Below are 26,249 nucleotides of genomic sequence, written 5' to 3'. Positions count from 1 at the left end.
TGCTGTGGTTGGGCCAGTTCCCTTTATTGGGGAACGCGCTAATGGTTTTTATCGGCCTGGGCTCTTCGCTTTTCATTTTCCCAAAGTTATTTTTTTAACGTAAAAGCCCTGGCAAACTCTTCAGCAAATTCCTCCAGTTTTACTTTTCCAGGTTGTGGTTGATGTAGATCGTAATCTTCACGAAGTTTTCCTGTATGAATGGCGTCACCTAATTCTATTAGTTTTTCGCAGTATTCATCTGGCAAGCCGGTTTTTTTTAAGTTATTCAAAACGTCCTGCTTTGGTAAGGTGACCCACTTTAGATCCGGTTTGTCAATAGCGTTTCCAATTACCGTTGCAATTTCATTACAGGTTCTGTCATCGCTTCCAACATAGCGGACACCGTGGATGTTTGATCCCTTAACCAGCTCTTCTGCAGCCGCTTCCGCAATATCTTTGGGAGACGCCAATGCTACCTGGTCGTTATCTCCATAAACAGCGCCTATAAATCCTGCTGTTCTGATCATAGGAATGAAGGCGAGCAGATTATAATAAAAGGAAGTTGGACGGAGGTGAGTGAGTTGTATACCGGGAATGGTATTCAGGATTTGCTCAACCTGATAAGACCCGGCGATAAATCCCGTACCAGATGGTAAATGCGCTCCGTAGCTGCTCAGATGCACTACTCTTTTTACCCCGGTTTCCACGATAGCTGCTTTATAATTCGCGCCGAGTTTTTTATAGTAAGCGATCTGATCTGGTTGTGTATAGCTGGGTGGGATCATACAGAATGCAGCGTCTGCACCAGCAAAAGCTATTTTCATAAACGCTATGTCTTCCAGTGAGCCTATTGAAGGTGTTGCTCCCAGTTTTTCAATTTCGTATCGCTTTTCCGCATTGCTGCTGATAACTATTACCAAATGTCCATTTTCAATTAGTAATTGACATAGTGGCCTGCCTATATGCCCTAAAGAACCTGTAATTGCTATTCTCATTTTTATTGATTTTATAATTGCAAAGTTCTTTGCTGATATGCTTACCGAGGTATCCGGATCTACTTTTGTTTTATCCAAAAGCACTCAGATAGCCAACCCGGGGAGTTTCCTTTAAGTTGTTCGTAGAACTCATAACTTTTTCCCAAGTAACTGACGTAAAAATCGATTGGATGACACTGTTTCATAAAGTATGTAAGTTAAAATCGAGTCTTAACGGGTTCGATTACACGATCGGCTACGTTTGTATGCGATTTACCAGGTTTCGCCGGGGCAACCAAGCCGAAAGTTGGAAGAGTTGTATAATAAAAAGAATAAAAGAATAAAGGAGTTACTTTTAAATGAATCACCGGATGATTTCGGGTTCAACATTGCTACCTGGACGGGGTCATTGTTAATAGGGTGGGGCAGGGAGCATTTTGGAGTAGACTATAAAAAAGCCCAGATATGCAATATTATTCATTCGCTGGGGCTAAGTTATCAAAAAGATAGCGGCATTTTCCCTGAGGCGGGCGAAGAAAAACAGAGGATTTTTAAAGAAGGGTTTAAAAAACTGCTCGAAGAAAAGGCTGATGCTGCTTTGCTTTATGAAGATGAGTTTTCCTTATCCAATACGGCCACTGTTAGTTATCAATGGTCTGCAAAAGGTAAACAACCCGAGTTGTCTTGTAAAAAAAGTAAAAGAGAGCGCCAAACGGCCTTTTGCTGTTTGAATTATAATACAGGGCAGATGACCATAAGTTTTACAGATAAAGACAATAGTAAAACATTCAAAAAATTTCTGCGTAAGGTCTTATCTGAATATAGAGATGTGTCGAAAGTAATAATGGTACTGGATAACATAGCCTATCATCATGCTCATAGAATCAAATACTGGGTAGAAGCTCAACCTAAATTGGAATTGTACTTTTTACCAGCATACAGCCCTGATCTGAACGCAGTAGAAAGAGCCTGGTGGTATGTGAGAAAGAAAATAACACATAACAGGTTTGTCAAATCATTAAACGAACGAAAGGTCGCATTTTGGAAAATGTTTTCACACTATCAAAAACCAAACAAGGATATGACAACAGTTTGTGAAGTCAATTATTAGACTTTATGTAACTTCCATGAATAAAATGAATTGATGCTGAAAAACAAGGATAGAAGTTTGCTGCGTTGTTTTAGAGACTCGCTTCAAAATAGGCGTAAAAGCCCTTTTTTGTTTTAGGTATCTTTAAGCAGTAAAAGAAAAAAGCCTTTAGCACATAAGCTAAAGGCTTGATTTTCAGTGTAGCGGGAACGAGAGTTGAACTCGTGACCTCAGGGTTATGAATCCTGCGCTCTAACCGCCTGAGCTACCCCGCCAACGGGCCGCGAAAATAGAGATATTTTTTTGAATAACGAAATGATTTTTAAAGGGAATTTTCTATAATCTCATCCATATAAATGGCACTATGACTTTCGTTGAAAATACACCTTCCATCTTTTATTAGCAATGCCTGGGGCGACTCATGGGCTACCTCGTATTTCTCCGCAATAGCATTGGAAATATCCCTGTTAGCGATCAGATCAAGGTAATAGAAGTCTATATTTTCAGGAAGGGTACCTTTATACAGCCTGTTTTTAATTACTGAACTTATAGAACAACGTGTGCTGTGTTTAAAGATCAGCTGAGGTTTGCTGAATGACTTTTTATTGATCTCATCCAGTTGTGCTTCTCTGTCTAAAATGATCCAACTCATACTTTGTATTTAAATGGCCGTTCGAACGGGAACGGCCTTATTCAGTTACAATCTTTTCAAAATTTCTTCTCCAATAGCATCTGTTCCCAAAATTTTATCTTTAGGAGTAGCCGCATCTGCTATATCGCCGGTTCTGAAACCTTCTTTTAATACGGCATCTACCGCATTAATTACGGCAGTACTTTCTTCTTTCAAGCCAAAAGAGATATCTAACAGTAAAGCTGCTGAAAGTACGGAGGCCATAGGATTGGCTACACCTTTTCCGGTAATGTCGTGTGCCGAACCGTGAATAGGCTCATAAACCCCTGTACCATCGCCAACCGATGCAGAGGCAAGCATGCCCATAGAACCGGCAATCTGAGATGCTTCATCAGTTAAAATATCACCAAATAAATTAGCGGTTACCACCACATCAAACCGTTTCGGGTCTTTTATTAGCAGCATGGCCACAGCATCTACAAACTGGTGCTCTACCTGAACCTCAGGATAATCTTTTGCTACCTGCTGTACCACTTCACGCCAAAGGCGGCTTGTTTCCAGTACATTAGCCTTATCCACACTGCACACTTTTTTATTACGTGTCATGGCCGCATCAAAAGCTTTACGTGCAATCCGCTCTACTTCATACCTGCTGTATTCGGCATGATCATAAGCCGTATCACCATCGTTCTTTCTTCCCTTCTCCCCAAAATAAATATCCCCCGTTAGCTCACGGAAAAACAGAATATCAGCGCCTTTTAAGATTTCCGGTTTTATACTGGATGCATCGAGCAGCTCATCAAAAAGCTTAATAGGACGCAGGTTGGCATACAGCCCCAGTTCTTTACGCATTTTAAGCAGTCCCTGTTCCGGTCTTACTTTTGCCGAAGGGTCATTGTCGTATTTAGGATGACCTACTGCTCCGAAAAGCACAGCATCACTATCTTTCATTTTCTGCAGGCTTTCGTCAGGCAACGCTTCACCGGTAGCTTCAATAGCCACATGCCCGATCAGGGCCTCGTCATAGGTAAACTCATGACCAAACTTTTCGGCGATTTTATCCAATACCTTTTTACCAACCGCGGTTACTTCCTGTCCAATCCCGTCCCCGGGAACTATTAGGATGTTTTTTTTCATCTGCTTATTTTATTTTTTATAGTATTTATCTGTGTCCTGTTTTAAAGCTATGGATAGTAAATAGCCGGTTAAAAGACTTTCTGTTATGAGTTCACCGCCATCTTCCAGTGTTCCTAAAATTACATTATATTTCCAGTTATACTGAACAATAGCAAGCCGGTGCACCTGGTCTATCACAATAGCACAAAATAAGAATAAAGCCAGTAATATAAATATGGCTTTTGAATGTTTCCTGAATAGCGCATCTCCTTTTTTGTAAGCTTCAAAAACCGGGGCCATAAAAATAAAGCCTAAAAATGCAGCGGCAAAAAGCTCCATGATTTTTCCGCCGCGCCTCCCGCTGGTCATACCAAACACATCATAGAAAAAATGGCCCAGAGCTCCATGTATCCTGAACACATCTTCGAGAAACAGGAAAATGAAAACCAGTATCCAGGTAAAGTATTTCTTTTCTTTTCTGAACAGGGCGATCATTGCGAGTGCAAGGATCATAATGATCCATTTGAAATTCTGAAAATCCTCGGCATAGCTGTCATCCACTTCTATTTCATACAGCCGCGGGTCTGGAAAAGGATGATAAAAATTAATTACATTAAGAACAATGAGTACAATGTCTATCGCCAGTAAAATAAATAACGGTATAAAATATTTTATGTTATGGAGCTTTTTCAAATCTTTTACGCTTTAGTGAACTCGTTGTGTCTGCCTTGAAGAAAGGCCTATGCCTATAGTAATTTTATGTACTGTACCCGAATAATCTAAAAAATTATTCTTAAGGGGTGTCGCAATAAAGTCATAACCTATACGGATGGATGTGGTAGCTATGGTACCCCGTGGATAATAGCTGCCATTGCTGTTATCTTTTGTTTTAAGCTTAATATCACTGATAAAACCAATGTTACCGGATATATTGGTTTTTATACCGGCGCCTTTGTAATCGGGCTCTTTGTTGGTGTCGGTGTTAGGATCCAGCCCAAACACACCGATGCCCAATAAGGGTGCAAATGCAAAATTTTTACGATCCACTATATATTTGCCTCCAGATAAATTTACCTGGCCGCCTATAGCCTTTGAATGTTTAGGCCAGGTTGTTTCATTGGCAGGCATATCGGTTTTGGTTTTGCTAAAGCCTATGGAAAGATTTAACTGGTAAACCCAGTTTCTTCTGATAGCTTCCAGGGATAAACCAAACAGGGTAGGGTGCCTGTAATAATCAGTTAAATTGCCGGTAAATAAAAATTTTCCCATATACAAGGAATACGCAAACCCATTTTGGGTTATTTCATATTTTACCCTGATAAACCGCCTGGTAAAACCAGCGTATTCGCTGTTAGGATACCGGCTCAAAAAATCATCAGCAAGCTGGTTCAGTTCTTCCCTGTTTCTTTTTTCATCTGTATTTTCTGATAAAAGATACCGCAGCTTCATCAGCAGAAACGATTTTTCTTCTTCGCCAAGCTTCGCACTTCTAATATGTTGTAAAAGTGTATCTTTTTTTTCAATCGATTTTTCAATCAGCTTGGGTATTAGATAGTCCCGTTGTGGCGGGATCTGCAGGTTTTTATTATTGCTAAGGCTATCCAGCCTCAGCGATTTATCAGAAAGCAGAATAGTTTCATAGTCTTCCAGCCAGTAAGAAAGCAACCAGAATTCGATAGGATAGAGGGCCAGATAATCGTTATTGTCAAGCATCAGCAGCCGGTCCATTTCTAACATGATCCCCAGCTTATCATCTTCCATGAACTTATCCAGTAATATTCTTCTCGTTTTTGCGATCTCCTCCGATTTCGTCATTGCAACGGCGGGACTGTTTTGGGCAAAGCTCCCTGAAACAACAGAAATAAAGAAAAGAAGCCAAATTATTTTCCGCATATTCGTTTTTTACCTATGATGCCGTACCTTATAAAAATACACAGTTTATATCAGGTTCAGCATTTTTTGTGTGGCTTTTATAGCTGCCACCGTTTGATCGCTATCTAAACCCGTAGTGGTAAATTCACGTCCGTTCAGCTCCCAGGTAATTAAGGTTTCACAAAGGGCATCAGTTTTGCCGCCCGGCGGAATACGTACAATATAATCGAGCAGTTTGGGCAGCGGCAATTTTTTCTTGGAATAGATCTTCTGGAGCGCCTTCATAAAAGCATCATACTGCCCGTCGCCGGAACCGTTTTCTTCCATCACACCGTCCTCGAACCGTACCCGTACGGTGGTTGAAGGACGCATATGCTTGGAATGGGTGAGTACATAATCTTCAACCAGCACTTTTTCTACAATAGTATGACTGTCTAAAACATCGGATATAATATAAGGCAGGTCATCCTGCGTAACAGTTTCCTTTAGGTCTCCAAGCTCAATAATGCGCTGGGTCACGGTTTTCAGGTCATCATCAGACAGCTGTATACCCAACTGGGCCAGGTTATTTTCAATATTAGCTTTGCCGGAGGTTTTACCTAATGCATATTTGCGCTTACGTCCAAAACGTTCGGGCATCAGGTCGTTATAATAAAGATTTTTCTTTTTATCGCCATCAGCATGAATGCCGGCGGTTTGCGTAAATACATTTTCCCCTACCACGGGTTTGTTAGCAGAGATCCTGAAACCGGAAAATGCTTCTACCAACCGGCTTACTTTATAAAGCGCCTTTTCATTTACTGATATTTTTACATTTTTCTGGAAATCATTCAATACGGCCACTACACTTTCCAATGGCGTGTTTCCTGCCCGCTCGCCCATACCATTTACGGTAAGGTGCAAACCTTTTACACCCGCTTTTACAGCTTCCAAAGCATTAGCCACGCTAAGGTCATAGTCATTATGACCGTGGAAATCGAAGTGCAGGGATGGATAACGTGCTACTATTTCTGAAAGAAATGCCGAAGTTTCGGAAGGAACTAATATGCCCAGTGTATCAGGTAATAAAATCCTTTTGACCGGCTGGGTTTGCAGAAAATCTATATACTGGAACACATAGTGCTTGGAATGGCGCATACCATTGCTCCAGTCTTCGAGGTATACATTGCAGTCAATACCCTTTCTAGCAGCCAGCTTTACAACAGCCGCAATTTCGCTGAAATGCTGTTCGGGTGTTTTTTTAAGCTGGTTGGTTAAATGATTTAACGATCCTTTTGTTAGCAGGTTCATTACCCTGGCACCGGCTTTTTGCATCCATTTAATAGAAGTGTCACCATCTACAAAAGTCAGCACTTCCACTTTATCTATAAGTCCGTTGGTTTTAGCCCAGTCGGTGATCTTTTTTACGGCCTGCAGCTCACCTTCCGATACACGGGCAGAGGCAATTTCTATCCTGTCTACTTTTACTTCCAACAACAGCAACTGTGCAATGGTCAGCTTTTCCTGTGCTGAAAATGATACACCGCTGGTCTGTTCTCCATCCCGCAGCGTGGTATCCATTATTTCAATGTGTCTTGGAGCCTGCCTATTCTGTACATTCATTACTCTAATTATCTTCGTCTATTTTTATTATTCGCTCAGCTTGCAGTGTGGAAGAGATCGTGGCATACGAACTGAAAATAAGCTCATCATTCAGATCAATACATACTTTTTTCTGAAAAATCAGTTATTTCTTTTTTCATATCCTGCAGATAATCAATATCATCGAAGCCATTCATTAAATTATGCTTTTTATAGCCATTAATATCAAAAGATTCACTTTGGCCGGTTGATAAGATCGTAACTTTCTGTTCGGGTAGGTTTACCTCAATTTCTGCTTTAGGATCTGCCTCTATGGCTTTGAAAATTTCGTCCAGAAATGCCTCGCTTACCGTAACAGGAAGAATACCCACATTCAATGAGTTTCCTTTGAAAATGTCTGCAAAAAAACTGGAGATAACGCACCTGAATCCATAATCATAAATAGCCCATGCTGCGTGTTCACGGCTAGATCCGCTGCCGAAGTTTTTGCCAGCTGCCAGTATCTTTCCGGAATAGATCGGATTATTTAATACAAAATCCTGCTTGGGCGTGTCATCATTGTTATAACGCCAGTCACGAAACAGGTTATCGCCAAAACCTTTGCGCTCGGTCGCTTTTAAAAAGCGGGCAGGTATGATCTGGTCTGTATCCACATTTTCGATAGGTAAAGGAACTACTGTGGACGTTAATACGGTAAATTTATCGTAAGCCATATTGTAACTTGTAATTTGTGATTTATGATTTTCGGTTTTAAGTTGACCTTATTTTTGTCATCAGTCTACTTATATCTGCTGATCTAAGCTGTAGCTTCTTCTATCAGCTCCCTCGGGTCGGTAACCACACCGGTAACCGCTACAGCCGCTGCAACATAGGGGCTTGCCAGCAAGGTACGTGCGCCGGGACCCTGGCGGCCTTCAAAGTTCCGGTTGCTGGTACTTACCGCGTATTTGCCGGCTGGGATTTTATCATCGTTCATTGCCAGACAAGCAGAACATCCGGGCTGCCTCAATTCAAAGCCGGCTTCGGTAAGGATATCTAAAATGCCTTCTTCTTTAATCTGGGCCTCTACAATGTGCGAACCGGGAACGAGCCATGCAGTAATATTATCCGCTTTCTTTTTCCCTTTCACAATTGATGCAAAAGCACGGAAATCTTCAATACGGCCATTCGTACAGCTACCTAAAAATACATAATCTATTTTCTTCCCAATCAATTGATCCTCTTCGTTGAAATCCATATAAGCTAAAGATTTTTTGTAGGATGCTTCCCCGTCTTTAACTTCTGAGGCTTTAGGTATTTTCCTGGTAATGCCGGTACCTAAACCCGGATTGGTTCCGTAAGTGATCTGAGGCTCAATATCAGCACCGTTAAAAGTGAGTTCATAGTCGAAAACGGCACCAGCATCTGTTTTTAATGTTTTCCAGTAAGCGAGCGCCTTATCCCAGGCCTCACCCTTTGGTGCTTTATCCCGGCCTTTTATATAGTTGTAAGTAGTTTCGTCGGGTGCTATCATACCGCCACGCGCACCCATTTCAATAGACATATTACAAACGGTCATGCGTCCTTCCATGCTCATATTTTCAAAAACCTCACCCGCATATTCGGCAAAATATCCTGTAGCACCGCTTGCGGTAATTTGGGAGATGATGTATAAAGCCACATCTTTTGGTAAAACACCTTTGCCCAATTTGCCGTTAATGGTAATACGCATTTTCTTAGGTTTGGGCTGCATGATGCATTGAGAGGATAGCACCATTTCTACTTCAGAAGTACCAATACCAAAAGCAATACTTCCAAATGCGCCGTGCGTGGAAGTGTGCGAATCACCGCAAACAATGGTCATGCCAGGCTGGGTGATGCCATTTTCGGGTCCTACTACGTGTACAATACCGTTTTTCGGGCTTCCTAACGCCCAGATAGAGATACCATATTTTTCCGCATTGCTGGATAATGCTGCCAATTGTTTGGCAGACAGGGGATCGTTTACCGGTAAATGCTGGTTGATGGTAGGTGTGTTATGATCGGCGGTGGCAAAAGTGCGTTGTGGGTACATTACGCCAATTCCCCTGCTCTCAATTCCCAGAAAAGCGACGGGGCTTGTTACTTCGTGAATAAAATGACGGTCGATAAACAATACATCAGGTCCGTCTTCAATTTTTCTTACCACATGGGCATCCCAAACCTTATCAAACAAAGTAGTTGGATTTGTACTCATTTGTAATAAATTCTTATAGTTAAAAATATCAATGCAAACGCTGCTTTTCGAAAGCATGTAAAGGTAGCAATTATTTAAAGTAAAATGAAGGGAACCGGCTGGTTTTTAACCAGTGTGCTATGTGGATGCACTATATTGGAAATTGTAAATACTCTAAACCAGACTAATGCAAAGAAGTGTGGAGTGCACTGCTTATTATAGTATTATTAATTTTATAAATTACTTATTATAAAATAATTATGAAATATATATTTACATAAATATAATATATGGTTTAGCTGATACATGTCTGCTGGAAAATGTAATAATAATTTGGATACTGTAATTGAAGTATCATTTTATACCAGACTTCAATTCTTTTACCATTACAAAATCATTCATCCAAAAGCCATTACCGATATCAATATCTTCTGTTTTTACAACTTTGTAGCCCTGGCTTTTGTAAAAATCCACAGCAGTATTTTGACGGTTTACATTAAGATAGAGGGCACCCGCGCCATAGTTTTTTACCAATTGCTCTATATATTGCAGCTGGTACTTTCCCAATCCTTTTCCATGCAGCTGATGCGAAAGATAAATTTTGTGCAGTTTGTATGATGTGTTATCTTTTTTTTCAATGGCCGTATAGCCTACATCTTCCCCTTTATAATTAAGAATATAAAATACTATGCCACGTTGCAGCTCTTTTTCAAGAACAGGAATGGCATACATCATTTCCATCATGTAAGCAATTTGTTGTTGAGAAAGAATGTGTTCAAAAGATCTTGGCCAAATGGACGTTGCCAGGTAATGTATCTTATCAATTTCACCTTTTTGACATTTACGGATCATGCAATTTTCGGCAGCTGACATTTTTCAAAGTTAATACCTCTCAGCGTTTTACGGGTATGATCTTTTGACAGGGTGTATAACAAAATCAACCTGTTACAGATCACAAAAGTAAAATATAATGTGTTATTATATCAGCGCGGCTCTTCTTCCTGTATCCTATGCACGTTGTTATTAACGTCATGTAATATTCCTCCTCTCTTGTCACAGGCAGGCTTACATAATGGAAAGGCTTTGGTGATCCGGAGTTAATCGGACCCTTTTAATGTGAACAAATCATACGATAGTGAGAAATTGATTACAAAGTTTTTAATATCGCTTATAGCTTTCTCTTTGGTGATACCGGTCAGCCCTTTTTCCAAACCTACCTGTGCAGAGAGTTTCTCCGTAATCTTATAACCTGCAAGAAGCCCTATACCAATATCAAATCTTTTGTGATAGGCATCATTGAATTGAGCTTTCTTTTTTTCTATACCTTCTACTTTGCTGTACAGGGATGTACTATAGGCAAAATAAGGTCCTGCGCCTGCATAAAATTTGTTGGATGCTCGCCCGAAGCTGTACACTGCATAAAGAGGGAGTTCGATGTAAACATAGCCACTGGTCCATTTTTTACGATTCTCTTCTGTATCGGTCATCCCTCCGTCCGCTACATCGATCAGCTTTTTGTAGCGGGCTCCTTTACTGCTGTACAGCAACCCTGTTTGGACGGAAAGGTTATTAATTACATCCATGTCTACATTAAGTCCCACATGATATCCCGGTTTTATCAGCTGATCTTTACGGCTATTCTTTCCGGTAAACTTCGAGGCATTAAAGCCTGCTCTCAAACCCAGATCTACCGTTTGCTGGGCCCGCGCCGCGCTGGCGAATAAAAGCATAACACAGATGCTGATAATTGTTGTTGTTTTCGCTGTCATTATTTTTATATGATGTTTATGTTATTTAATTGATCACCAATATATCATTGATCCGGGAAAGAAGCGGGTACAGCGTTGGTTCGCCATTTTTCCAGTAAATCCCTCCTTTGCTGGATGTACCACACACATATACATTATTACCGGCTACATAAATGGCAACGGGCTGTACAGCCGTGGTTCCTTCAGGTACCTTCAGCGGTACTTTGGTTTGATTCTTCCAGTACACGGGTTTGTTTCCGCTTTCTTCAAAGCCGCAGATATAGATATCATTCCCGCTTTTAATGATCGCCCTGGCGTTAGCGTTGCCAGTTGGAGCAATATCCAATGGCATTACCGTTCCGTTTTTCCAGAAAAGCGCCACGCTTTTAGAGGCTTCAGTAGCACTGTATATATTACCGTATCCAACGGCATATACATCATTTCCATCTACCAGTATGTCCATTACATAAGCATAATCTGCCGTACCATAGGGCAGCGACACTTTCGTATCGTTTTTCCAGTAGGTAGGCCGGTCCTTTAAATATGGTGCCTGGTTAATGCGTATCTCTTCATAACCGCCCATGTACACATCGCCGTTATTCACATATATACATTGCACCGACGTGGGATAATCGCCTCTGGGTATAAAATGCTGCTGGCCATCTTTCCAAAAACAGGACATGCGTTCGGTAGCTCCGGTAGCTTTATTATCTTCATAACCGGCAATGTAAACGCTTTTATTGTGCATGAAAATATCATAGGCCCTGGCATTTTTACTGCCATTGGTCAATTCAACAGCGGTTTGGTTTTTCCAGTATTTGGCTACAAGCCGTTTTTGATTAAATTCATTAAGCGATCCGGTACTTTCAAAGCCTACAGAATATATATCCTTCTCCAGGAAAGCCAGTTTATAATTGTCAGCAATATTCGACCTGTTGGTCAGCGCTTTTGCCTCCGCATCTTTTACATGAAGTGCCAGAATGTCATTATAAGCCCAAACCTGAGCACCGGATAGATATACGCCCGGATCAGGCTTTTGTTCCACGGGATCGGGTTCTTTTGGTTTACGCGGTTTGTCTTTTTCACACGCTGATAATAATATCATGAATATCAGTGCAAGGAATAATATGTTTTTTTTCATTGCTTGTTTAGTTAATTGTTTCATGCTTGTTCTTCAATACCGCACAAGAAAAGAGGGGTGTGCCCGCAAAATTTTTTGACAATATGTACAATCGTTATGGCTGTGTGGGCGATGTACCATTCGTAGCCGGCTTTTTAAATTTTTCATAATTTCATATTTATTTAGCTATATCTGAATAGAAGGCAAAAGGTCATCACCTTTTAATCCATTTTTTCTGCAGGCAATTCCTGGAAAACAGGCGAGGGGCAAATTTTTTTAACTTGATGTAGATATTCGTGCTGTTATAGCATTTGATCAGATCGCATACATCTTGTTGTACCCGTTTTGATTTATTTCACAACGGTGTACTTGCTGGTGCATCATTGATTGCTATGCCGAATGGTTTACCGGATATTGCTGGTACACATTCGTTTATTAAGGCTGGAAACAAATTTTCCCGCTGCTCAAAAATAACGGGGACTCCCATTACCTGCTGCCTGGTATCTCAATGGCAGCCACCCCTGAACGCGACAGGATAAAACCATAATTATATATTGGTTATCAAATAGTAATAGAAGAATATATCATACAACGGGAATGGGAATATTTAAGATTCGTGTTTGAAAGGCAGCCAGCTGTTTATGAATAACACGAAAATATGATCAAAACCGAAGGGGTTGACTGTTTTCAGGGAATAAAAAAAGCACCAAAATAAATTGGTGCTTTTAAAAAAAACTGAAAGCAGTTTATGCTAATTTCTTTTTCAGGTTTTCGTCGATAGCTTCTAAAAACTCTTCGGTATATAGATAATCTTTACCGTGCTCTACTTTATTACCATGGATACAAACAGCAAGATCCTTGGTCATTTTCCCTTCTTCTACTGTTTCAATACAAACGGCTTCTAAAGCATCAGCAAAATCAATTAAAGGCTGGTTGCTGTCTAATTTACCCCGGAAAGCCAAACCTCTGGTCCAGGCAAAGATGCTGGCAATAGGATTGGTGCTGGTGGGATTGCCTTTCTGATGCTCACGATAATGGCGTGTTACAGTGCCATGTGCCGCTTCAGCTTCCATCGTTTTACCATCGGGTGTAATGAGTACAGAGGTCATCAGGCCCAACGAGCCGAAGCCCTGGGCTACCGTATCGCTTTGTACATCGCCATCGTAGTTTTTACATGCCCATACAAAATTGCCGTTCCATTTCAAGGCGCTGGCCACCATATCATCGATCAGGCGGTGCTCGTAAGTAATGCCAGCTTCATCAAATTGTGCTTTGAATTCGTTTTCGTAAATTTCCTGGAAGATGTCCTTAAAGCGGCCGTCATATTTTTTAAGGATGGTATTTTTAGTAGAAAGATACAAAGGCCATTTTTTACTCAATGCCATATTAAAGCAACTGCGGGCAAAGCCTTTAATGCTTTCATCGGTATTGTACATCGTAAGAGCCACACCGTCTCCTTTATAGTTATATACGTCAAAGGTCTGGGGCTCGCCACCATCTTCAGGAGTAAAGGTCATGGTTAATTTTCCTTTTCCCTTGATCACGGTATCTGTAGCGCGGTACTGGTCGCCGAATGCATGACGGCCTACAATAATGGGGGCCGTCCAGTTGGTAACCAGGCGTGGAATGTTTTTTATTACTATCGGTTCCCGAAATACAGTTCCGTCTAAAATATTACGGATGGTTCCATTAGGACTTTTCCACATTTGTTTCAGGTTAAACTCTTTTACACGTGCTTCGTCGGGAGTAATGGTTGCACATTTAATGCCCACGCCATGCTCTTTAATAGCATGAGCGGCATCAACAGTTACCTGGTCATTCGTAGCATCGCGATGCTCAATGCCAAGGTCAAAATATTTAATATCTACATCTACATAAGGCAGTATCAGCTTGTCTTTAATAAATTTCCAGATGATGCGCGTCATCTCATCACCATCAAGTTCTACAACAGGATTAGCTACTTTAATTTTTTGAGCCATAGATAAATCTTTTAAAATTTTTGATTGCGGCAAATCTACATATAAAAGATTAATACACCATAATGGCACATTAGAATAAAACGCAAATATCAAGATATCATGACCAGAATCAGTATTTGATGCAGATCAATTTTTATTACCTTTGATTACATGGCAGTTAATGAAAAGATTGCAGGGGAATTCATAAAGTTTCTACGACACTTTGTACCTCTCACAGACAATGAAATAAAAAAGGAGCTGCTTCCTATCGTCAACGTTAGGGAGTTTACCAAAAAACAGGTTATTGCCGAAGCGGGCCAGGTTGAAAATTATATGAATTTCATCAACCAGGGGCTGATCCGGAAATATTATAAGGCAGGGCAAGATGAGCATATTGTGCAGATCTCAAGAGAAGGGCACCTGATCAGCAGCCAGGAGTCTTTTTATACACGTACTCCTTCCGAGTATATAATAGATGCTATTGAGCCTACTATATTACTTTCGCTTACTTATGAAGATATGGAACGGCTTTTTCAATCGAGCCACAGTTTCGAGCGCCTGGGCCGCCTGGTAACAGTACATACCATGGTATTGAAAGATAAATGGCAAACCAGCCTGATCATGCAGGCTCCCCGGGAAAGATTTTTAAATTTTGTAGAGAGCCACCATGAGATATTACAGCGGGTACCTCAAAAATATATTGCCTCTTACCTGAACATAAAACCCGAAACATTTAGCCGGTTTAAGCATCTGCTCAGAACAAAAAGGCCTGTATCCTGATGAATAAACGCCTCAGTTTTGTACTATTAAAACCGGTATCTTAATTAAATGGCGGAGATTATTGATGGTTTCGCCGTAAATCAGGTCCTTAAAGCCTTTATGTCCGTGTGCACCGATCACTAAAAGCTCTGCATCGGATTCATTGATGATCTTTGCAATGCTGTCTGCAGTGTTCCCAAAGCCCAGCCTGGCTTCAGCCTTGTAGCCTTTTTGCTGCAACTGTTCCACATAATTGTTAAGAAACTCTTTGTCGCTAAGCGTTTCATTATCTGCACTTTCATAATAGTTGGCACCGCCGGCCACACTTTCTGTTATATGAATCAGCATAAAAACACAGCCCGGCGCTCCCTGTGACAAAGCATGATTAATTACCTGTTGATCCAGCTCTTCGAAATCAACCGTAATAGCAATTTTATTGCGGGCTGCTACGGGCTGTATTTCCAAAGCCCCCGGTTGGTTATGTATTGTTATTTTTTGAAGGGCCCTCCTTTTCTTTTGAAGCGGGTAATAAGTAGTATAAAATAACAATACAACAAAGCCAGCAGCGCCCAGGATAATAAGGCTTTTCCATAATAAATTGTCTGATGCAGTAAAATAATCGGCCGCCTGTTCAACGATCAGCCTTATATTTAAATAAATCAATACTATTGTAATGAGCCATGCCGAAATTTTTACCACAGGCTTGATAGCAAATTTTCCCATAGTAGCTTTATCACTTACAAAATGAATCAGCGGTATAATGGCAAATCCCAGCTGCATACTCAGTATCACCTGGCTAAAAATCAGCAGGCTATCCACCTCTTTCTCTCCATTAATTAATATAACTAATGCGGCAGGTATTACAGCTATTAAACGGGTTATGAGCCTGCGTATAATGGGATTGATACGTAACCGGAGGTATCCCTCCATCACAATTTGCCCGGCAAGAGTGCCTGTTATAGTACTGCTTTGGCCTGCAGCAATAAGCGCTACAGCAAACAGCTTGGCAGCAAAGGTACTTCCCAGTTGCTGGGGAAGAAGCTCGTAAGCCTGCTTGATTTCTCCCACATCCGAACGGCCGGTTTTATAGAATACTGCTGCCGCAAGTATAAGAATGGCCGCATTTACCAAAAAGGCCATATTCAGGGCCACGGCGCTGTCGATAAAATTGAGCTTTAAAGCTTTTTTGATACTTTTTTCATCAGTATTGAATTTTCTTGTCTGCACCAGTGCCGAATGGAGGTAAAGGTTGTGCGGCATCACTGTAGCACCGATAATACCTATGGCGATATACAGTGCGGTATCGTTCTCAAGATGTGGTACAAAGCCCGATACTATTTCTGACGGGTCGGGCTTTGCCACGATAATCTGTATAAGAAAAGACATGGCTATAACGAAAATGAGGCCAATGATAAAAGCTTCCAGCTTGCGCATTCCTAACCGCTGCAATGCAATCAGTAAAAAAGTGTCTAATGCCGTAATAAGAACCCCCCAGATCAGTGGCATACCGGTAAGCAGCTGCAGGCCTATGGCCATTCCCAGTATCTCTGCAAGATCTGTTGCCGCAATAGCCACTTCGGCAAGTATATAAAGCGCAAGGTTCACTTTTTTAGGATATGTTTCCCTGTTCGCCTGTGCCAGGTCGCGGTTGCGGACAATGCCCAGCCTGGCTGAAAGGCTCTGCAATAACAGCGCCATAATATTGCTCATAACCAGCACCCACAATAAAGAGTAGCCAAACTGGCTACCCCCCGCCAGGTCTGTGGCCCAGTTCCCGGGATCCATATAGCCCACGCTTACCAGGTAAGCCGGTCCAAAAAAAGCCAGCACCCTGCGCCAACGCGACTTTTGGGGTAGGGTGGTGTCTACCGACTGATGTACTTCACTTAACGATATTTCTGAGTGATGCCTTGCCATTAGTTTTTGATAAAGATGTTTTGAGATAACTCTTTGGTGATATGAGATTGGTGCCTGTTGTCTGTTTTTACTTCCATCGATTCATCAAAAGGATATTTCTTTATCACCTGGATGCGGGTACCAATGGTAATATTTTTCTCATCCAGCATTTCCAGCACCTGGGGCGATTGGTTGCCTATCTGCGTAACAACCGCTGCCTTTTTCTCGGGGAGGCAGGCCAGTGAAATTTGTTGCTGCCTTACAATTTTTCCTTTGGCATCGGGTATGGGGTCCCCGTGCGGATCCGTACGCGGAAAACCTAAAAACTCATCGAGCTTATGAATCAGTTTTTCATTGCTTACATGTTCCAGTTCTTCTGCTACCTCATGTACTTCTTCCCAGCTAAAGCCCAGCTTCTGAGACAGGAAGTACTCCCATAACCGGTGCCTGCGGATAATTCCGAGTGCTTTATCGGTACCCGATAAGGTGAGATGGCAGCCGTAATAAGCTTTATAGCTTACCAGGCCCTTTTTACTTAGCTTTTTAAGCATATCAGTAATAGAAGCCGGGGCTGTGCCAAGCGCAGCAGCCAGTTCGTTTGTACTTACAGTTTCGGCTGCCTGCTGCAGGTGATAAATGGTCTTCAGATAGTTTTCTTCGGCAGGAGAAAAAGTTGCCATATCTAAATAATAATTTAGACAAATCTAAAAATATTTTTTATAGTACAAAAATAATTCTTGGTGTGTCGTGTTGGGTATATGCCACGGTTACTACCTGGTTTGTAAGCTCATGGATCAGAAAAATATGATGCACATAAAATAAGTATGGTATTATTCGCTAAGTATTGTTTATTTGTAATAATTAATATCACAATTATGCTGTACAGGGTTTATTTTCTGGTACTATTGATTCTGGTTCTTGCCTCCTGTAAAAATGAAAAGAAAAAGATGGCTGGCGAAGATAAGGTCAACCTGGAGGAGTTTGTGGCATTTTTCCCCGAAGTAAAATTGCCCTTTATGTACGCCGACAGCTCTTTGCATACCCCATCAGATGATAGCCTGCTGATAAGCGCGGAAATTTTCAACCAGTTTACTCCGGATAGTATTTTATCCGGTAGCTTTGCAGCCGGTGAAAAGCCTAAGTTGTATGCGATTGGAAAGCTGTCAGAGAAAAAAGGTACTACCTATCTTATATCGAAAGCATTAACAGCCAGGCAGAAGGTGATGCTTATTACTGCCTATGATAAGAAAAACAATTTTTTAGCTGGTTTTGCCGCTATGAAAAGTACAAAAGACAAGGGGATCACTACTGCTATTACTATTGATAAGCTTTTTAATATTAATAAGAAAACAGCAAAAAGGCTACCGAATGATGTTGAAATAAGTGGCGACGATGTGTATGTGCTAAATGCGGCGGCTAAAAAATTTATGCTGGTAATGACCGATTCGCTGGGAGATGATGCTGAAATTATTAATCCTATAGATACCCTTGGAAGGAAATACAAATATGCCGGTGATTATGGTACGGGCAACAGGAATATTATTTCGATAAGAGATAATGAAAAGCGTGGCCGCGTGCACTTTTTTATACACCTTGAAGAAAAAAACTCTCAATGCAACGGGGAGCTGAAAGGTGAAGCCAATATCGTTTCTGATAATACGATCGAATACAGGCTGCCGGGCGATCCCTGTATACTCCGGTTTATATTTGATAAAAACAGTGTAACCCTTCAAGAGGTAGAAGGCTGCGGGTCACGGATGGGCGCACTCGATTGCACTTTTAACGGAAGATATGCCAAAAAGAAAGCGCCTAAAAATACTGATCAACCGAAAAAATAAACCCGGGCATCGTATTCTCCTTCTGATAAGCGCCTGTTCCAGGCTGGTTACCGGTGGTTAGCCTGCCCAAACAATATGAAGCAGGCAGACCGATCAGGCAGTGGTACGCTTTATGAAGTAAAAAGGGACTTTTACTTTATCACATTTATGCTGTAATATACAATCGGCAACGATCTTTCCCATTTTTATAAAATCTGTTGTAATAACAGTTACATCCAGAAGTTCTTTCAGAACGGTTTCATTAAATGAAATAATTCCTACATCTTTTCCGGGCTTTAACTGCTGATGCCGGGCCTTTTTTATCAGAAGTGCCAGATCCTGCTCGGAGGTATCTATATAAAGGGTGTTTTTTTCAAGAATAATATCTTCTGCTCCATTTAAAACCTCAAATTTTTTCCCGGTCTCCGAGCAGATTTTTTTTACGCCATTAATAATTTCCTCCGGATGGTATTCTTCTTTCCTTAATATGATGGTAATTTTTTTATATTTTTTGATCAGCTTTTGCTGCGAATGCAGAGCGTGATAAATGTCATTTTTAAAATCCTGGTAAACCTCGGTACATTTTCTTTTAAATCCCTCAATTTTTTTGTCCAGTATAATTAACTGATTATCCGGAATAGCTCTCAGAATCTTCATTATACTATCCGGTGCCACATCATAATGAAAGTGCGGCATCAATATATAATAGTTGTAACGGCCCAGGCTTGAATCAATAATTTCTTTCAAATATTTTAAGCTATAATGATGGATCTTTAAATCCACTACCGCTTTTTTACCCAGCGTTTTAATAAGGCTGTTATACACATCTTTTTTGAAGGCGCTCAATTTATTCATTAATAAAAGAACTTTCACCTTTTGTTCGGGAGCGTCCAGCACAAAATATCCTTTCCCTCTAACGGAGGTTATATATCCGTCTTCCTTTAATATTTTATAGGCCTTTTCAACGGTATCTCTGGCAAAATTGTATGTTTTGCTAAACTCATTTATCGAAGGCAGTTGTACTCCTTTCTTCAACCGCTTAGCTTCTATTTCCTTTTTTACGGCCTCTGCCACCTGATTTACCTTGCTGAGCTGCCATTCATCTGTTATATGAAAAGTTATTGTCATGTAAAATTCTTAAAAAGTAGTTCTTTATTGATAGTGCTGACGAAAATACTTCTTTACCTGGTAATATATACATAATGCGGTAACAGATATGCAGTAGGGTGTACAAGGCTATATCTATTCGCAGAAAATGCGTGAGAAATAATTCCGGGCATTTTTGATCGGCGGCACGATACGCTTATATATCTTAGATTAGAACAGCAACAGGGAAAAGGAAGACAAAAAAGCATTGCGCTGCTCTGTTTGTTGCGCAGTTATCTTCTTTGTGCGAATTCTTTTGATAACTGCTCAATATTGTTCAGATCAAGATCTTTTGAAGCTATGGCTATCCTGTATCTGAAGGTAACGGATTGCCGGGGGAGCAGCGTATAGTTCAGCTCTTCCTTTCCGTTGCTGAAGACCTTTCTGCCTAAAGGATTGACAGCAAAAAGACCATATCCTCTTGCATGCCAGTAAGCAGGGTAACCTATATTCTGCGGATGATCGAAAATGGCTATTGTAACAGGCTTCCCGTCTTTTTCTCCTTTTAGCATGGCCCATGGAGCTTTACTGCTCCATACACTATCTCCTTTTACACCATCACTATTGTAGTACATTCCTGTAATACGATCGTTGCCAGATGGGTCAACCCTGGTTGTATTACCATGCATATCTATAAAGATGCCTGGTTCTTTAGATGGCATTTCGAGCGCTCTTGCTACCCGGATAGCAAAAAAGCCGTCTTTTACATCTTTAAATATAACAGGCTCCGTAGCTGCAGTGAGCGTTGTGACGCGATCTATAATAAAAACATCATTTTCCACGTTAAAAGTATATGAGCTGCTTTCCTTCAGAAAAAGACTCCCTTTATTATTATACCAGCCTGCCGTTGCAGTAAGAAAAGCTGTTTTCCCCGAAGCACCTGTTTTTACGATCTTTTCATGCTTAATGGTTCCGTACAGGTCTTTTTTTGCTGCAGGAATTGCAGTAGAGTTATTCCAGAAATCAATACCATTTACAGATTCATAATTCAGCCAGATACCTATATGATGCGGATGGTCTGTTCTTTCTCCTTCTTTTGGATTAATAGGGTAGCCTCGGGTTACAGTAATACCATCTATTGTGTTTACAGGAAACAAAACCGGTTTTGCAACAGAATCATAATAACAATAAGAGGTAAGCAGCTGACCATTATATAAGATATCGGCCTGCTTTTTTTCAGGCAGTGTATGAATGGAAAATCCTTTTTGAGCAGACAGGGCTAAGGCCGGCAGAATAAAGCATATAAAAGCAAGCGCATGTTTCATTTTATATTATTTACAGGGTGAGGCTCAGGCATTAAGTTACATATACAAAACGACATAGCATAATAAATATCTGTGACAGGCATAAAAAAAGCCGGATACTGACGTAGCCCGGCTTTAAAAAATGATAGAAGATTTATTTTTTTACAGCTCCTGCCTTGGGAGCGTGTATATCAACATGGGCCTTCTTTTTACGGATACCACCTTTAAGATCAACCAGTACCGGTGCTGCCACAAATACGGTAGAGTAGATACCGGTGATTACCCCGATTAACATCGCAAAGGCAAACCCACGGGTAACTTCACCGCCCACAATAAACAGGATAAGAATAGTGATAAACACCGTTAAAGTGGTCATGATGGTACGGCTTAAGGTTTCATTGATCGCCTTATTTACCAGGACTTTCTGATCCATATCCGGATGGAACTTCATATCCTCACGTATCCGGTCAAAGATCACCACCGTATCATTCATGGAAAACCCTATTACCGTTAATATCGCTGCAATAAAATGCTGGTCAATTTCAAGCGGGAACGGTACCCATTCTCTTGCGTAAGAGAAAACGATCAATGTTACCAAAGTGTCGTGTATTAACGCGAAAATGGTACCCAGGGAGAACCTCCAGTCGCGGAAGCGAAGGAAAATATAAAGGAATATGACCACCATTGCAAAAAGGGTAGCCTGCAAAGCGCCTTTCTTAAGATCATCGGAAATAGTAGGCAATACCTTTTTAGATTCTTTTTTATGTACCGTATCAAACTGCTGGTAAGTAGTACCTTCAGGAAGGTATTTTTTTAATCCCTCAAATAGTTTGTGCTCTACTATAGAATCGGCTACCTGTGTTCTCGGATCGCGTATCAGGTAAGAAGTGGTGATGTCCAGCTGGCTGTTATCGCCTACTGTTTTAATAATAGGATTTTCATCTTCAAATGTGGTTTTAAGATCGCTTCTTACAGCTTCAACATCTACTTTTTTTCCAAACTCTACTTTATAGCTGCGTCCTCCATCAAACTCAACTCCATAATCAAATCCATTGAAAATAGTGCCTATACCCAGCAGGATGATGATAATTGAAATTATGTAAGCTTTCTTCCTGAACTCAATAAATTTGAAATTTGACTTCTTCTCAATCGCATTGCTGATTTTGCTGAAATAGTTCAGGTGCCTGTTCTTGTTGGTGAACCAGTCGCTAACCCAACGGCTAACCAGGATACCGCAGAACAATGACAGGAACAGACCCAGGATTTGCGTGGTAGCAAAACCTCTTACAGGACCCAGACCAAAATAGTAAAGAATGAATGCTGTAAGCAAGGTAGTAACGTGTCCGTCTAATACAGGAGCCAGCGACCGGTTGTACCCGTCGTTAATGGCCGGTATATATCCTTTGCCTCTTCTCAGTTCTTCTTTGATCCTTTCGTATATAATTACATTGGTATCCACCGCCATACCAATAGTTAATACCAGACCTGCAATACCGGGAGCTGTTAAGGTGGCGCCTAAACCGGCCAGCACACCTACTGTAAACAGGAGGTTTAATATCAGTGCAATATTAGCTACCCAGCCGGCTGAGTTATAATAGATGATCATTAAAGTGAAGATCACTATAAATGATATGAGGAATGACCACATACCTCCTTTAAGCGCCGCGGCTCCCAGGGTAGGGCCCACTGTAGTATCAGAAACAATTTTAGCCGGCGCCGGGAGCTTGCCTATCTTAAGAATATTGGCAAGATCGCTTGCCTCCTCCTGCGAAAAGCTTCCCGAAATGCTGGAACGTCCACCTTCGATCGCTTCATTTACATTAGGAGCTGAATACACAGTGCCATCCACAACAATTGCAATAGAACGCCCTACATTGGCCCTCGTCAGATCAGCCCATATTTTAGCGCCTATAGGGTTCATTTCAAGGCTTACATTGGTTCTGCCTGCATGATCAAAGTCGTAACCGGCATTAGTAACGGACTCTCCTTCCAGCTTGGCTTTTTCGCGGCCAAAGGTTTTGATAGCATATAATCCAACGGCCTGGGACTTTTTTTCAGGTATGCCAAACATCCATACGAGGTCGGCAGGAAACTGGGCTTTTACAACAGGCGATTCCAGGATCTCCCTGATAGCGGCTGTATCTTTTAACAGAACCTGGCCAATAACACCATTGTCAATTAACTGGCCCCGTTGCGGATCAACAGAAAAACCGATCCATCCATATAAATGTTTTTTAGCTTCTGCTTCCTGGTTGTTGGCTGTAGCCTCAGCTTTGGGTGTTTCTTTGGTAGCCAGCTGTTTGAGCTGTTCCTGCAGATTACCTGTATCTGTTTTAGCAGTGGCCGATTTTGCAGAATCTGCCACCGTATTTCTGGCACTATCGCTGGCAGTGGAATCTGCAGTACTTTTACCGCCCTTAGCAGCAGTAAACAGCTCATCTGCCTTTTGAACATTCGGCCATATTTCGCTGATATTGTATACCTCCCAAAACTGGAGATTGGCGCTGGCCTGCAGGTTTTTCCTTACGCGCTGCTTGTCCTGAACGCCGGGCAGTTCTACGGAAATGATCTGCTTTTCAGCATCGGGGTTGATGCTTGGCTGTGCAACACCGAATTTATCAATACGGGTCGTGATCAGGCGGGCAGTGTTATCAAATGCCGATTTGGCCTGGGCATTTAAAAAACTGATCACTTTGCTATCGCTGTCAGTTGCCTTAATCTCACTGTTATTTGCATTGGCAAACACAGCCGCAAGGCGTCCGTTGGGAACCAGTTTTTTGTATTCTTCAACAAAAAGCGTTACAAAATTGGCATCACTATTACCTTTTCTGGAGTCTGCATTGGCAAGTGCTTTCAGAAAGTTGGGATCTTTAGAGTTATTTGCCAGTGTTTTTAAAACACCGCTCATCTCCACTTCCATAATCACGTTCATACCGCCCTGCAGATCTAAACCCAGGTTCAGCTCTTCACCCTTGGCTTTCTGGTAGCTGATGGGGCCGGTAAAGCCATAAGTAACCGTTTCGTCCTTTGTACTGTCTTTTAAACGATTTAATCTTGCTTCATAAGCTTCGTTCAGCCATTCCTGGTAAACCTCCTGCGAATCCTTATTGGCAGGATACTTTATAGCTGCAGAGGGGTAATTTTTTTCCACATAGCTGCGGGCTTGTTTTTCTAATTTCTTTTCGTGATTACGAACAAACCAGGTAAAGGATAACTGGTATAAAGAATAAATGATAAGCAAAATCGTAAAAAAACGAACCAGACCTTTTAGTTGCATACAAGTTTAAAATTTATAAATTCACTGAGCCTGGTAAAGAAATTTGACATAACAGTACATCAAAAAACCCTACATGGCCTTTTTTAAAGGCTGCAAAGATAGGGTGTTACGGTGAAAACTTAACCGGTTACTCAACCGGAAAAATTCACAGTCTTGGCACATTCCGTAAATAGAGCCTTTAAATAACATGGCTGTATAAAAAAGCTGCCCGAGTTTTAAGATTTTAAACGGATCAACCATTACTTTTGTGTGATTTTTTAATTAAACAGAAAAATAAAAAAAATGCAATTATCCTCTCTTTTAGAACGCTTTGCGGAGCCGGAAACGCTGAAAATGGCAAAACTGGGGCGTGAATTAAGGGCAAAAGGTGTTGACGTAATTGACCTGAGCCTTGGTGAACCAGATTTTGATACGCCCGATCATATTAAGGAGGCAGCAATAAAAGCTATTAATGATAACTGGAGCCATTATACACCGGTTCCAGGTTTCCTTGATCTGCGTGAAGCGGTTTGTACCAAGCTAAAAAGGGATAATGATCTTGATTATAAGCCCGAGCAGATTGTTGTTTCTACAGGAGCTAAACAGAGTCTTGCTAACGTATTATTAGCTTTGGTAGACGAAAACGATGAAGTGATCATACCAACCCCTTACTGGGTTACGTACTCGGAGCTGGTAAAAATTGCCCGCGGCAAGGTGGTGGAAATAAGGACCAGTGTGGATAAAGGTTTCAAAGCCAGCGCCGAGGAAATAGAAGCGGCCATCACACCCAACACCCGGGCTTTTTTATTTTCTTCTCCGTGTAACCCTTCAGGAGCTGTTTATAACAGGGAAGAGCTGGCAGCACTGGCAGAGGTATTCAAAAAACACCCCCAGATCACCATTATTTCAGACGAGATCTATGAATATATTAATTACGTTGGGGAACATGAAAGCATCGCCCAGTTTGAAGATATAAAAAACAGGGTGGTTATTGTAAATGGTTTAAGCAAGGGTTTCGCTATGACCGGCTGGCGTATCGGCTATACCGCCTCAACTATAGAAATCGCCAAGGGAATGGAAAAACTGCAGGGCCAATTTACCAGCGGCACGTGCTCTATTGCTCAAAAAGCAGGAGTGGCAGCTCTTACCACTGATTTAAGGCCTACACAGGAAATGGCAGCAGAATTTACCCGCAGGAAGAAACGCGTACTGGAGCTGGTAAACGAAATACCCGGTATCAAATGCTCAGAACCGGACGGGGCTTTTTATATTTTTCCCGATATGAGCTCTTACTATGGCAAAACAGACGGTGAGATCTTTATTAAAGATTCTGCTGACCTGTGCATGTATATCTTAAATACGGCGCATGTATCTTCCGTAATGGGGGCTGCTTTTGGCGAGCCCAATTGCGTGAGGTTTTCTTTTGCCAACAGCCTGCCTAATATTGAAAGAGGATGGGCAAGGATCAAAGATGCTTTATCAAAGCTGCAATAAACCGGTAAAGAGGCTGTATCAGGAAAACTGCTTCACAGCACACAGAGCATATAACGAAACAATCATCAGCGTTTGGTGTTCCCTGTTGTCTGTACTTGAATATGGCTAAGTTTTTTGATACGGCCTCTTTTGCACTGGAAGTAATAAAATATCTCCTCTATACAGCTCTCCATGGAATAAATTGGTTGCCCGTATTATCATAATAACTATATCTTTAGAAATACGTGTAAAGGTATTTTCGTGTTTTACTTCTTGATCAAAGTTCCGAACAGTAGGAGCATGGTTACTAATGGTTACTATACGTATTTTCACTCAGTAATTACTATTCTTTATTTGGGAAGAAGTTTTTTAATTCCCGAAAATAGAAAATCAGA

21 protein-coding genes and 1 tRNA gene are annotated in these 26,249 nt (G+C 41.2%); 4 read left to right on the top strand and 18 right to left on the bottom strand.

Annotated elements, in window-relative coordinates; all coding sequences use genetic code 11:
• Nucleotides 1–86: 86 nt before the first annotated feature.
• On the bottom strand, nucleotides 87–974 hold the full coding sequence (locus ACYVBM_RS06530; RefSeq protein WP_460684827.1) for an NmrA family NAD(P)-binding protein: 888 nt from the start codon (nucleotides 972–974) through the stop codon (nucleotides 87–89).
• Between the two features lie 286 nt (nucleotides 975–1,260).
• Between ACYVBM_RS06530 and ACYVBM_RS06525 the strand changes: the two genes are divergently transcribed.
• Nucleotides 1,261–2,064 carry an IS630 family transposase gene (locus tag ACYVBM_RS06525; protein WP_460684826.1) on the top strand — a complete coding sequence of 268 codons (804 nt, stop codon included), beginning with the start codon at nucleotides 1,261–1,263 and terminating at the stop codon, nucleotides 2,062–2,064.
• Nucleotides 2,065–2,244: 180 nt separating this feature from the next.
• On the opposite strand, the gene ACYVBM_RS06520 is transcribed toward ACYVBM_RS06525, so the two are convergent.
• The 12 genes from ACYVBM_RS06520 to ACYVBM_RS06465 all read right to left on the bottom strand — a co-directional run bounded on the left by ACYVBM_RS06520 (nucleotide 2,245) and on the right by ACYVBM_RS06465 (nucleotide 14,284).
• A tRNA-Met gene (locus tag ACYVBM_RS06520) sits at nucleotides 2,245–2,318 on the bottom strand.
• A gap of 47 nt (nucleotides 2,319–2,365) precedes the next feature.
• A complete protein-coding gene (gene ytxJ / locus ACYVBM_RS06515; RefSeq protein WP_460684825.1) occupies nucleotides 2,366–2,695 on the bottom strand; it encodes a bacillithiol system redox-active protein YtxJ in 330 nt (109 codons plus the stop codon).
• A 45-nt stretch (nucleotides 2,696–2,740) separates the two neighbouring features.
• The gene (gene leuB, locus ACYVBM_RS06510; RefSeq protein WP_460684824.1) at nucleotides 2,741–3,811 is read right to left on the bottom strand and encodes a 3-isopropylmalate dehydrogenase; all 1,071 of its coding nucleotides are present in this window, start codon (nucleotides 3,809–3,811) and stop codon (nucleotides 2,741–2,743) included.
• A gap of 9 nt (nucleotides 3,812–3,820) precedes the next feature.
• Nucleotides 3,821–4,483, bottom strand: a complete 663-nt coding sequence (locus ACYVBM_RS06505) for a hypothetical protein (protein ID WP_460684823.1) — start codon at nucleotides 4,481–4,483, stop codon at nucleotides 3,821–3,823.
• A 12-nt stretch (nucleotides 4,484–4,495) separates the two neighbouring features.
• On the bottom strand, nucleotides 4,496–5,683 hold the full coding sequence (locus ACYVBM_RS06500; protein WP_460684822.1) for a hypothetical protein: 1,188 nt from the start codon (nucleotides 5,681–5,683) through the stop codon (nucleotides 4,496–4,498).
• A 45-nt stretch (nucleotides 5,684–5,728) separates the two neighbouring features.
• The gene (locus ACYVBM_RS06495) at nucleotides 5,729–7,264 is read right to left on the bottom strand and encodes an alpha-isopropylmalate synthase regulatory domain-containing protein (protein WP_460684821.1); all 1,536 of its coding nucleotides are present in this window, start codon (nucleotides 7,262–7,264) and stop codon (nucleotides 5,729–5,731) included.
• Nucleotides 7,265–7,359: 95 nt separating this feature from the next.
• Nucleotides 7,360–7,956, bottom strand: a complete 597-nt coding sequence (gene leuD, locus ACYVBM_RS06490) for a 3-isopropylmalate dehydratase small subunit (protein WP_460684820.1) — start codon at nucleotides 7,954–7,956, stop codon at nucleotides 7,360–7,362.
• Nucleotides 7,957–8,039: 83 nt separating this feature from the next.
• On the bottom strand, nucleotides 8,040–9,458 hold the full coding sequence (gene leuC, locus ACYVBM_RS06485) for a 3-isopropylmalate dehydratase large subunit (RefSeq protein ID WP_460684819.1): 1,419 nt from the start codon (nucleotides 9,456–9,458) through the stop codon (nucleotides 8,040–8,042).
• A 333-nt stretch (nucleotides 9,459–9,791) separates the two neighbouring features.
• Nucleotides 9,792–10,310 carry a GNAT family N-acetyltransferase gene (locus ACYVBM_RS06480; RefSeq protein WP_460684818.1) on the bottom strand — a complete coding sequence of 173 codons (519 nt, stop codon included), beginning with the start codon at nucleotides 10,308–10,310 and terminating at the stop codon, nucleotides 9,792–9,794.
• Between the two features lie 224 nt (nucleotides 10,311–10,534).
• Nucleotides 10,535–11,206, bottom strand: a complete 672-nt coding sequence (locus ACYVBM_RS06475; RefSeq protein WP_460684817.1) for a porin family protein — start codon at nucleotides 11,204–11,206, stop codon at nucleotides 10,535–10,537.
• Between the two features lie 25 nt (nucleotides 11,207–11,231).
• Nucleotides 11,232–12,326 carry a hypothetical protein gene (locus tag ACYVBM_RS06470; RefSeq protein WP_460684816.1) on the bottom strand — a complete coding sequence of 365 codons (1,095 nt, stop codon included), beginning with the start codon at nucleotides 12,324–12,326 and terminating at the stop codon, nucleotides 11,232–11,234.
• Between the two features lie 725 nt (nucleotides 12,327–13,051).
• The gene (locus ACYVBM_RS06465; protein ID WP_460684815.1) at nucleotides 13,052–14,284 is read right to left on the bottom strand and encodes an isocitrate dehydrogenase (NADP(+)); all 1,233 of its coding nucleotides are present in this window, start codon (nucleotides 14,282–14,284) and stop codon (nucleotides 13,052–13,054) included.
• A 150-nt stretch (nucleotides 14,285–14,434) separates the two neighbouring features.
• Between ACYVBM_RS06465 and ACYVBM_RS06460 the strand changes: the two genes are divergently transcribed.
• Entirely contained in the window at nucleotides 14,435–15,043 is a 609-nt protein-coding gene (locus ACYVBM_RS06460) for a Crp/Fnr family transcriptional regulator (protein ID WP_460684814.1), read from the top strand.
• Between the two features lie 12 nt (nucleotides 15,044–15,055).
• On the opposite strand, the gene ACYVBM_RS06455 is transcribed toward ACYVBM_RS06460, so the two are convergent.
• Nucleotides 15,056–16,939, bottom strand: a complete 1,884-nt coding sequence (locus tag ACYVBM_RS06455) for an Nramp family divalent metal transporter (protein ID WP_460684813.1) — start codon at nucleotides 16,937–16,939, stop codon at nucleotides 15,056–15,058.
• The gene (locus ACYVBM_RS06450) at nucleotides 16,939–17,598 is read right to left on the bottom strand and encodes a metal-dependent transcriptional regulator (protein ID WP_460684812.1); all 660 of its coding nucleotides are present in this window, start codon (nucleotides 17,596–17,598) and stop codon (nucleotides 16,939–16,941) included. The genes ACYVBM_RS06455 and ACYVBM_RS06450 overlap by 1 nt, the downstream gene beginning before the upstream one ends.
• 195 nt (nucleotides 17,599–17,793) lie before the next feature.
• On the opposite strand from ACYVBM_RS06450, the gene ACYVBM_RS06445 reads away from it, so the two are divergent.
• Complete coding sequence (locus ACYVBM_RS06445) at nucleotides 17,794–18,756, top strand: hypothetical protein (protein ID WP_460684811.1); 963 nt, start codon at nucleotides 17,794–17,796, stop codon at nucleotides 18,754–18,756.
• Between the two features lie 93 nt (nucleotides 18,757–18,849).
• On the opposite strand, the gene ACYVBM_RS06440 is transcribed toward ACYVBM_RS06445, so the two are convergent.
• From ACYVBM_RS06440 to secDF, 3 genes are all read right to left on the bottom strand, one after another.
• Nucleotides 18,850–19,863 (bottom strand): winged helix-turn-helix domain-containing protein, encoded by a 1,014-nt coding sequence (locus tag ACYVBM_RS06440; RefSeq protein ID WP_460684810.1) that lies wholly within the window; start codon nucleotides 19,861–19,863, stop codon nucleotides 18,850–18,852.
• Nucleotides 19,864–20,114: 251 nt separating this feature from the next.
• Nucleotides 20,115–21,146: a DUF6807 domain-containing protein gene (locus ACYVBM_RS06435; protein WP_460684809.1), complete on the bottom strand. Its 1,032-nt coding sequence runs from the start codon at nucleotides 21,144–21,146 to the stop codon at nucleotides 20,115–20,117.
• Nucleotides 21,147–21,279: 133 nt separating this feature from the next.
• Nucleotides 21,280–24,402: a protein translocase subunit SecDF gene (gene secDF, locus ACYVBM_RS06430; RefSeq protein ID WP_460684808.1), complete on the bottom strand. Its 3,123-nt coding sequence runs from the start codon at nucleotides 24,400–24,402 to the stop codon at nucleotides 21,280–21,282.
• A 282-nt stretch (nucleotides 24,403–24,684) separates the two neighbouring features.
• Between secDF and ACYVBM_RS06425 the strand changes: the two genes are divergently transcribed.
• Nucleotides 24,685–25,875, top strand: coding sequence for a pyridoxal phosphate-dependent aminotransferase (locus tag ACYVBM_RS06425; RefSeq protein ID WP_460684807.1), 1,191 nt, complete (start codon nucleotides 24,685–24,687; stop codon nucleotides 25,873–25,875).
• The last annotated feature ends 374 nt before the right edge of the window (nucleotides 25,876–26,249 follow it).

It is taken from the genome of Niabella aquatica (assembly GCF_054779315.1).
Note: the sequence above shows the minus strand (reverse complement) of the source record. Positions and strands in the feature narration are given on the sequence as shown.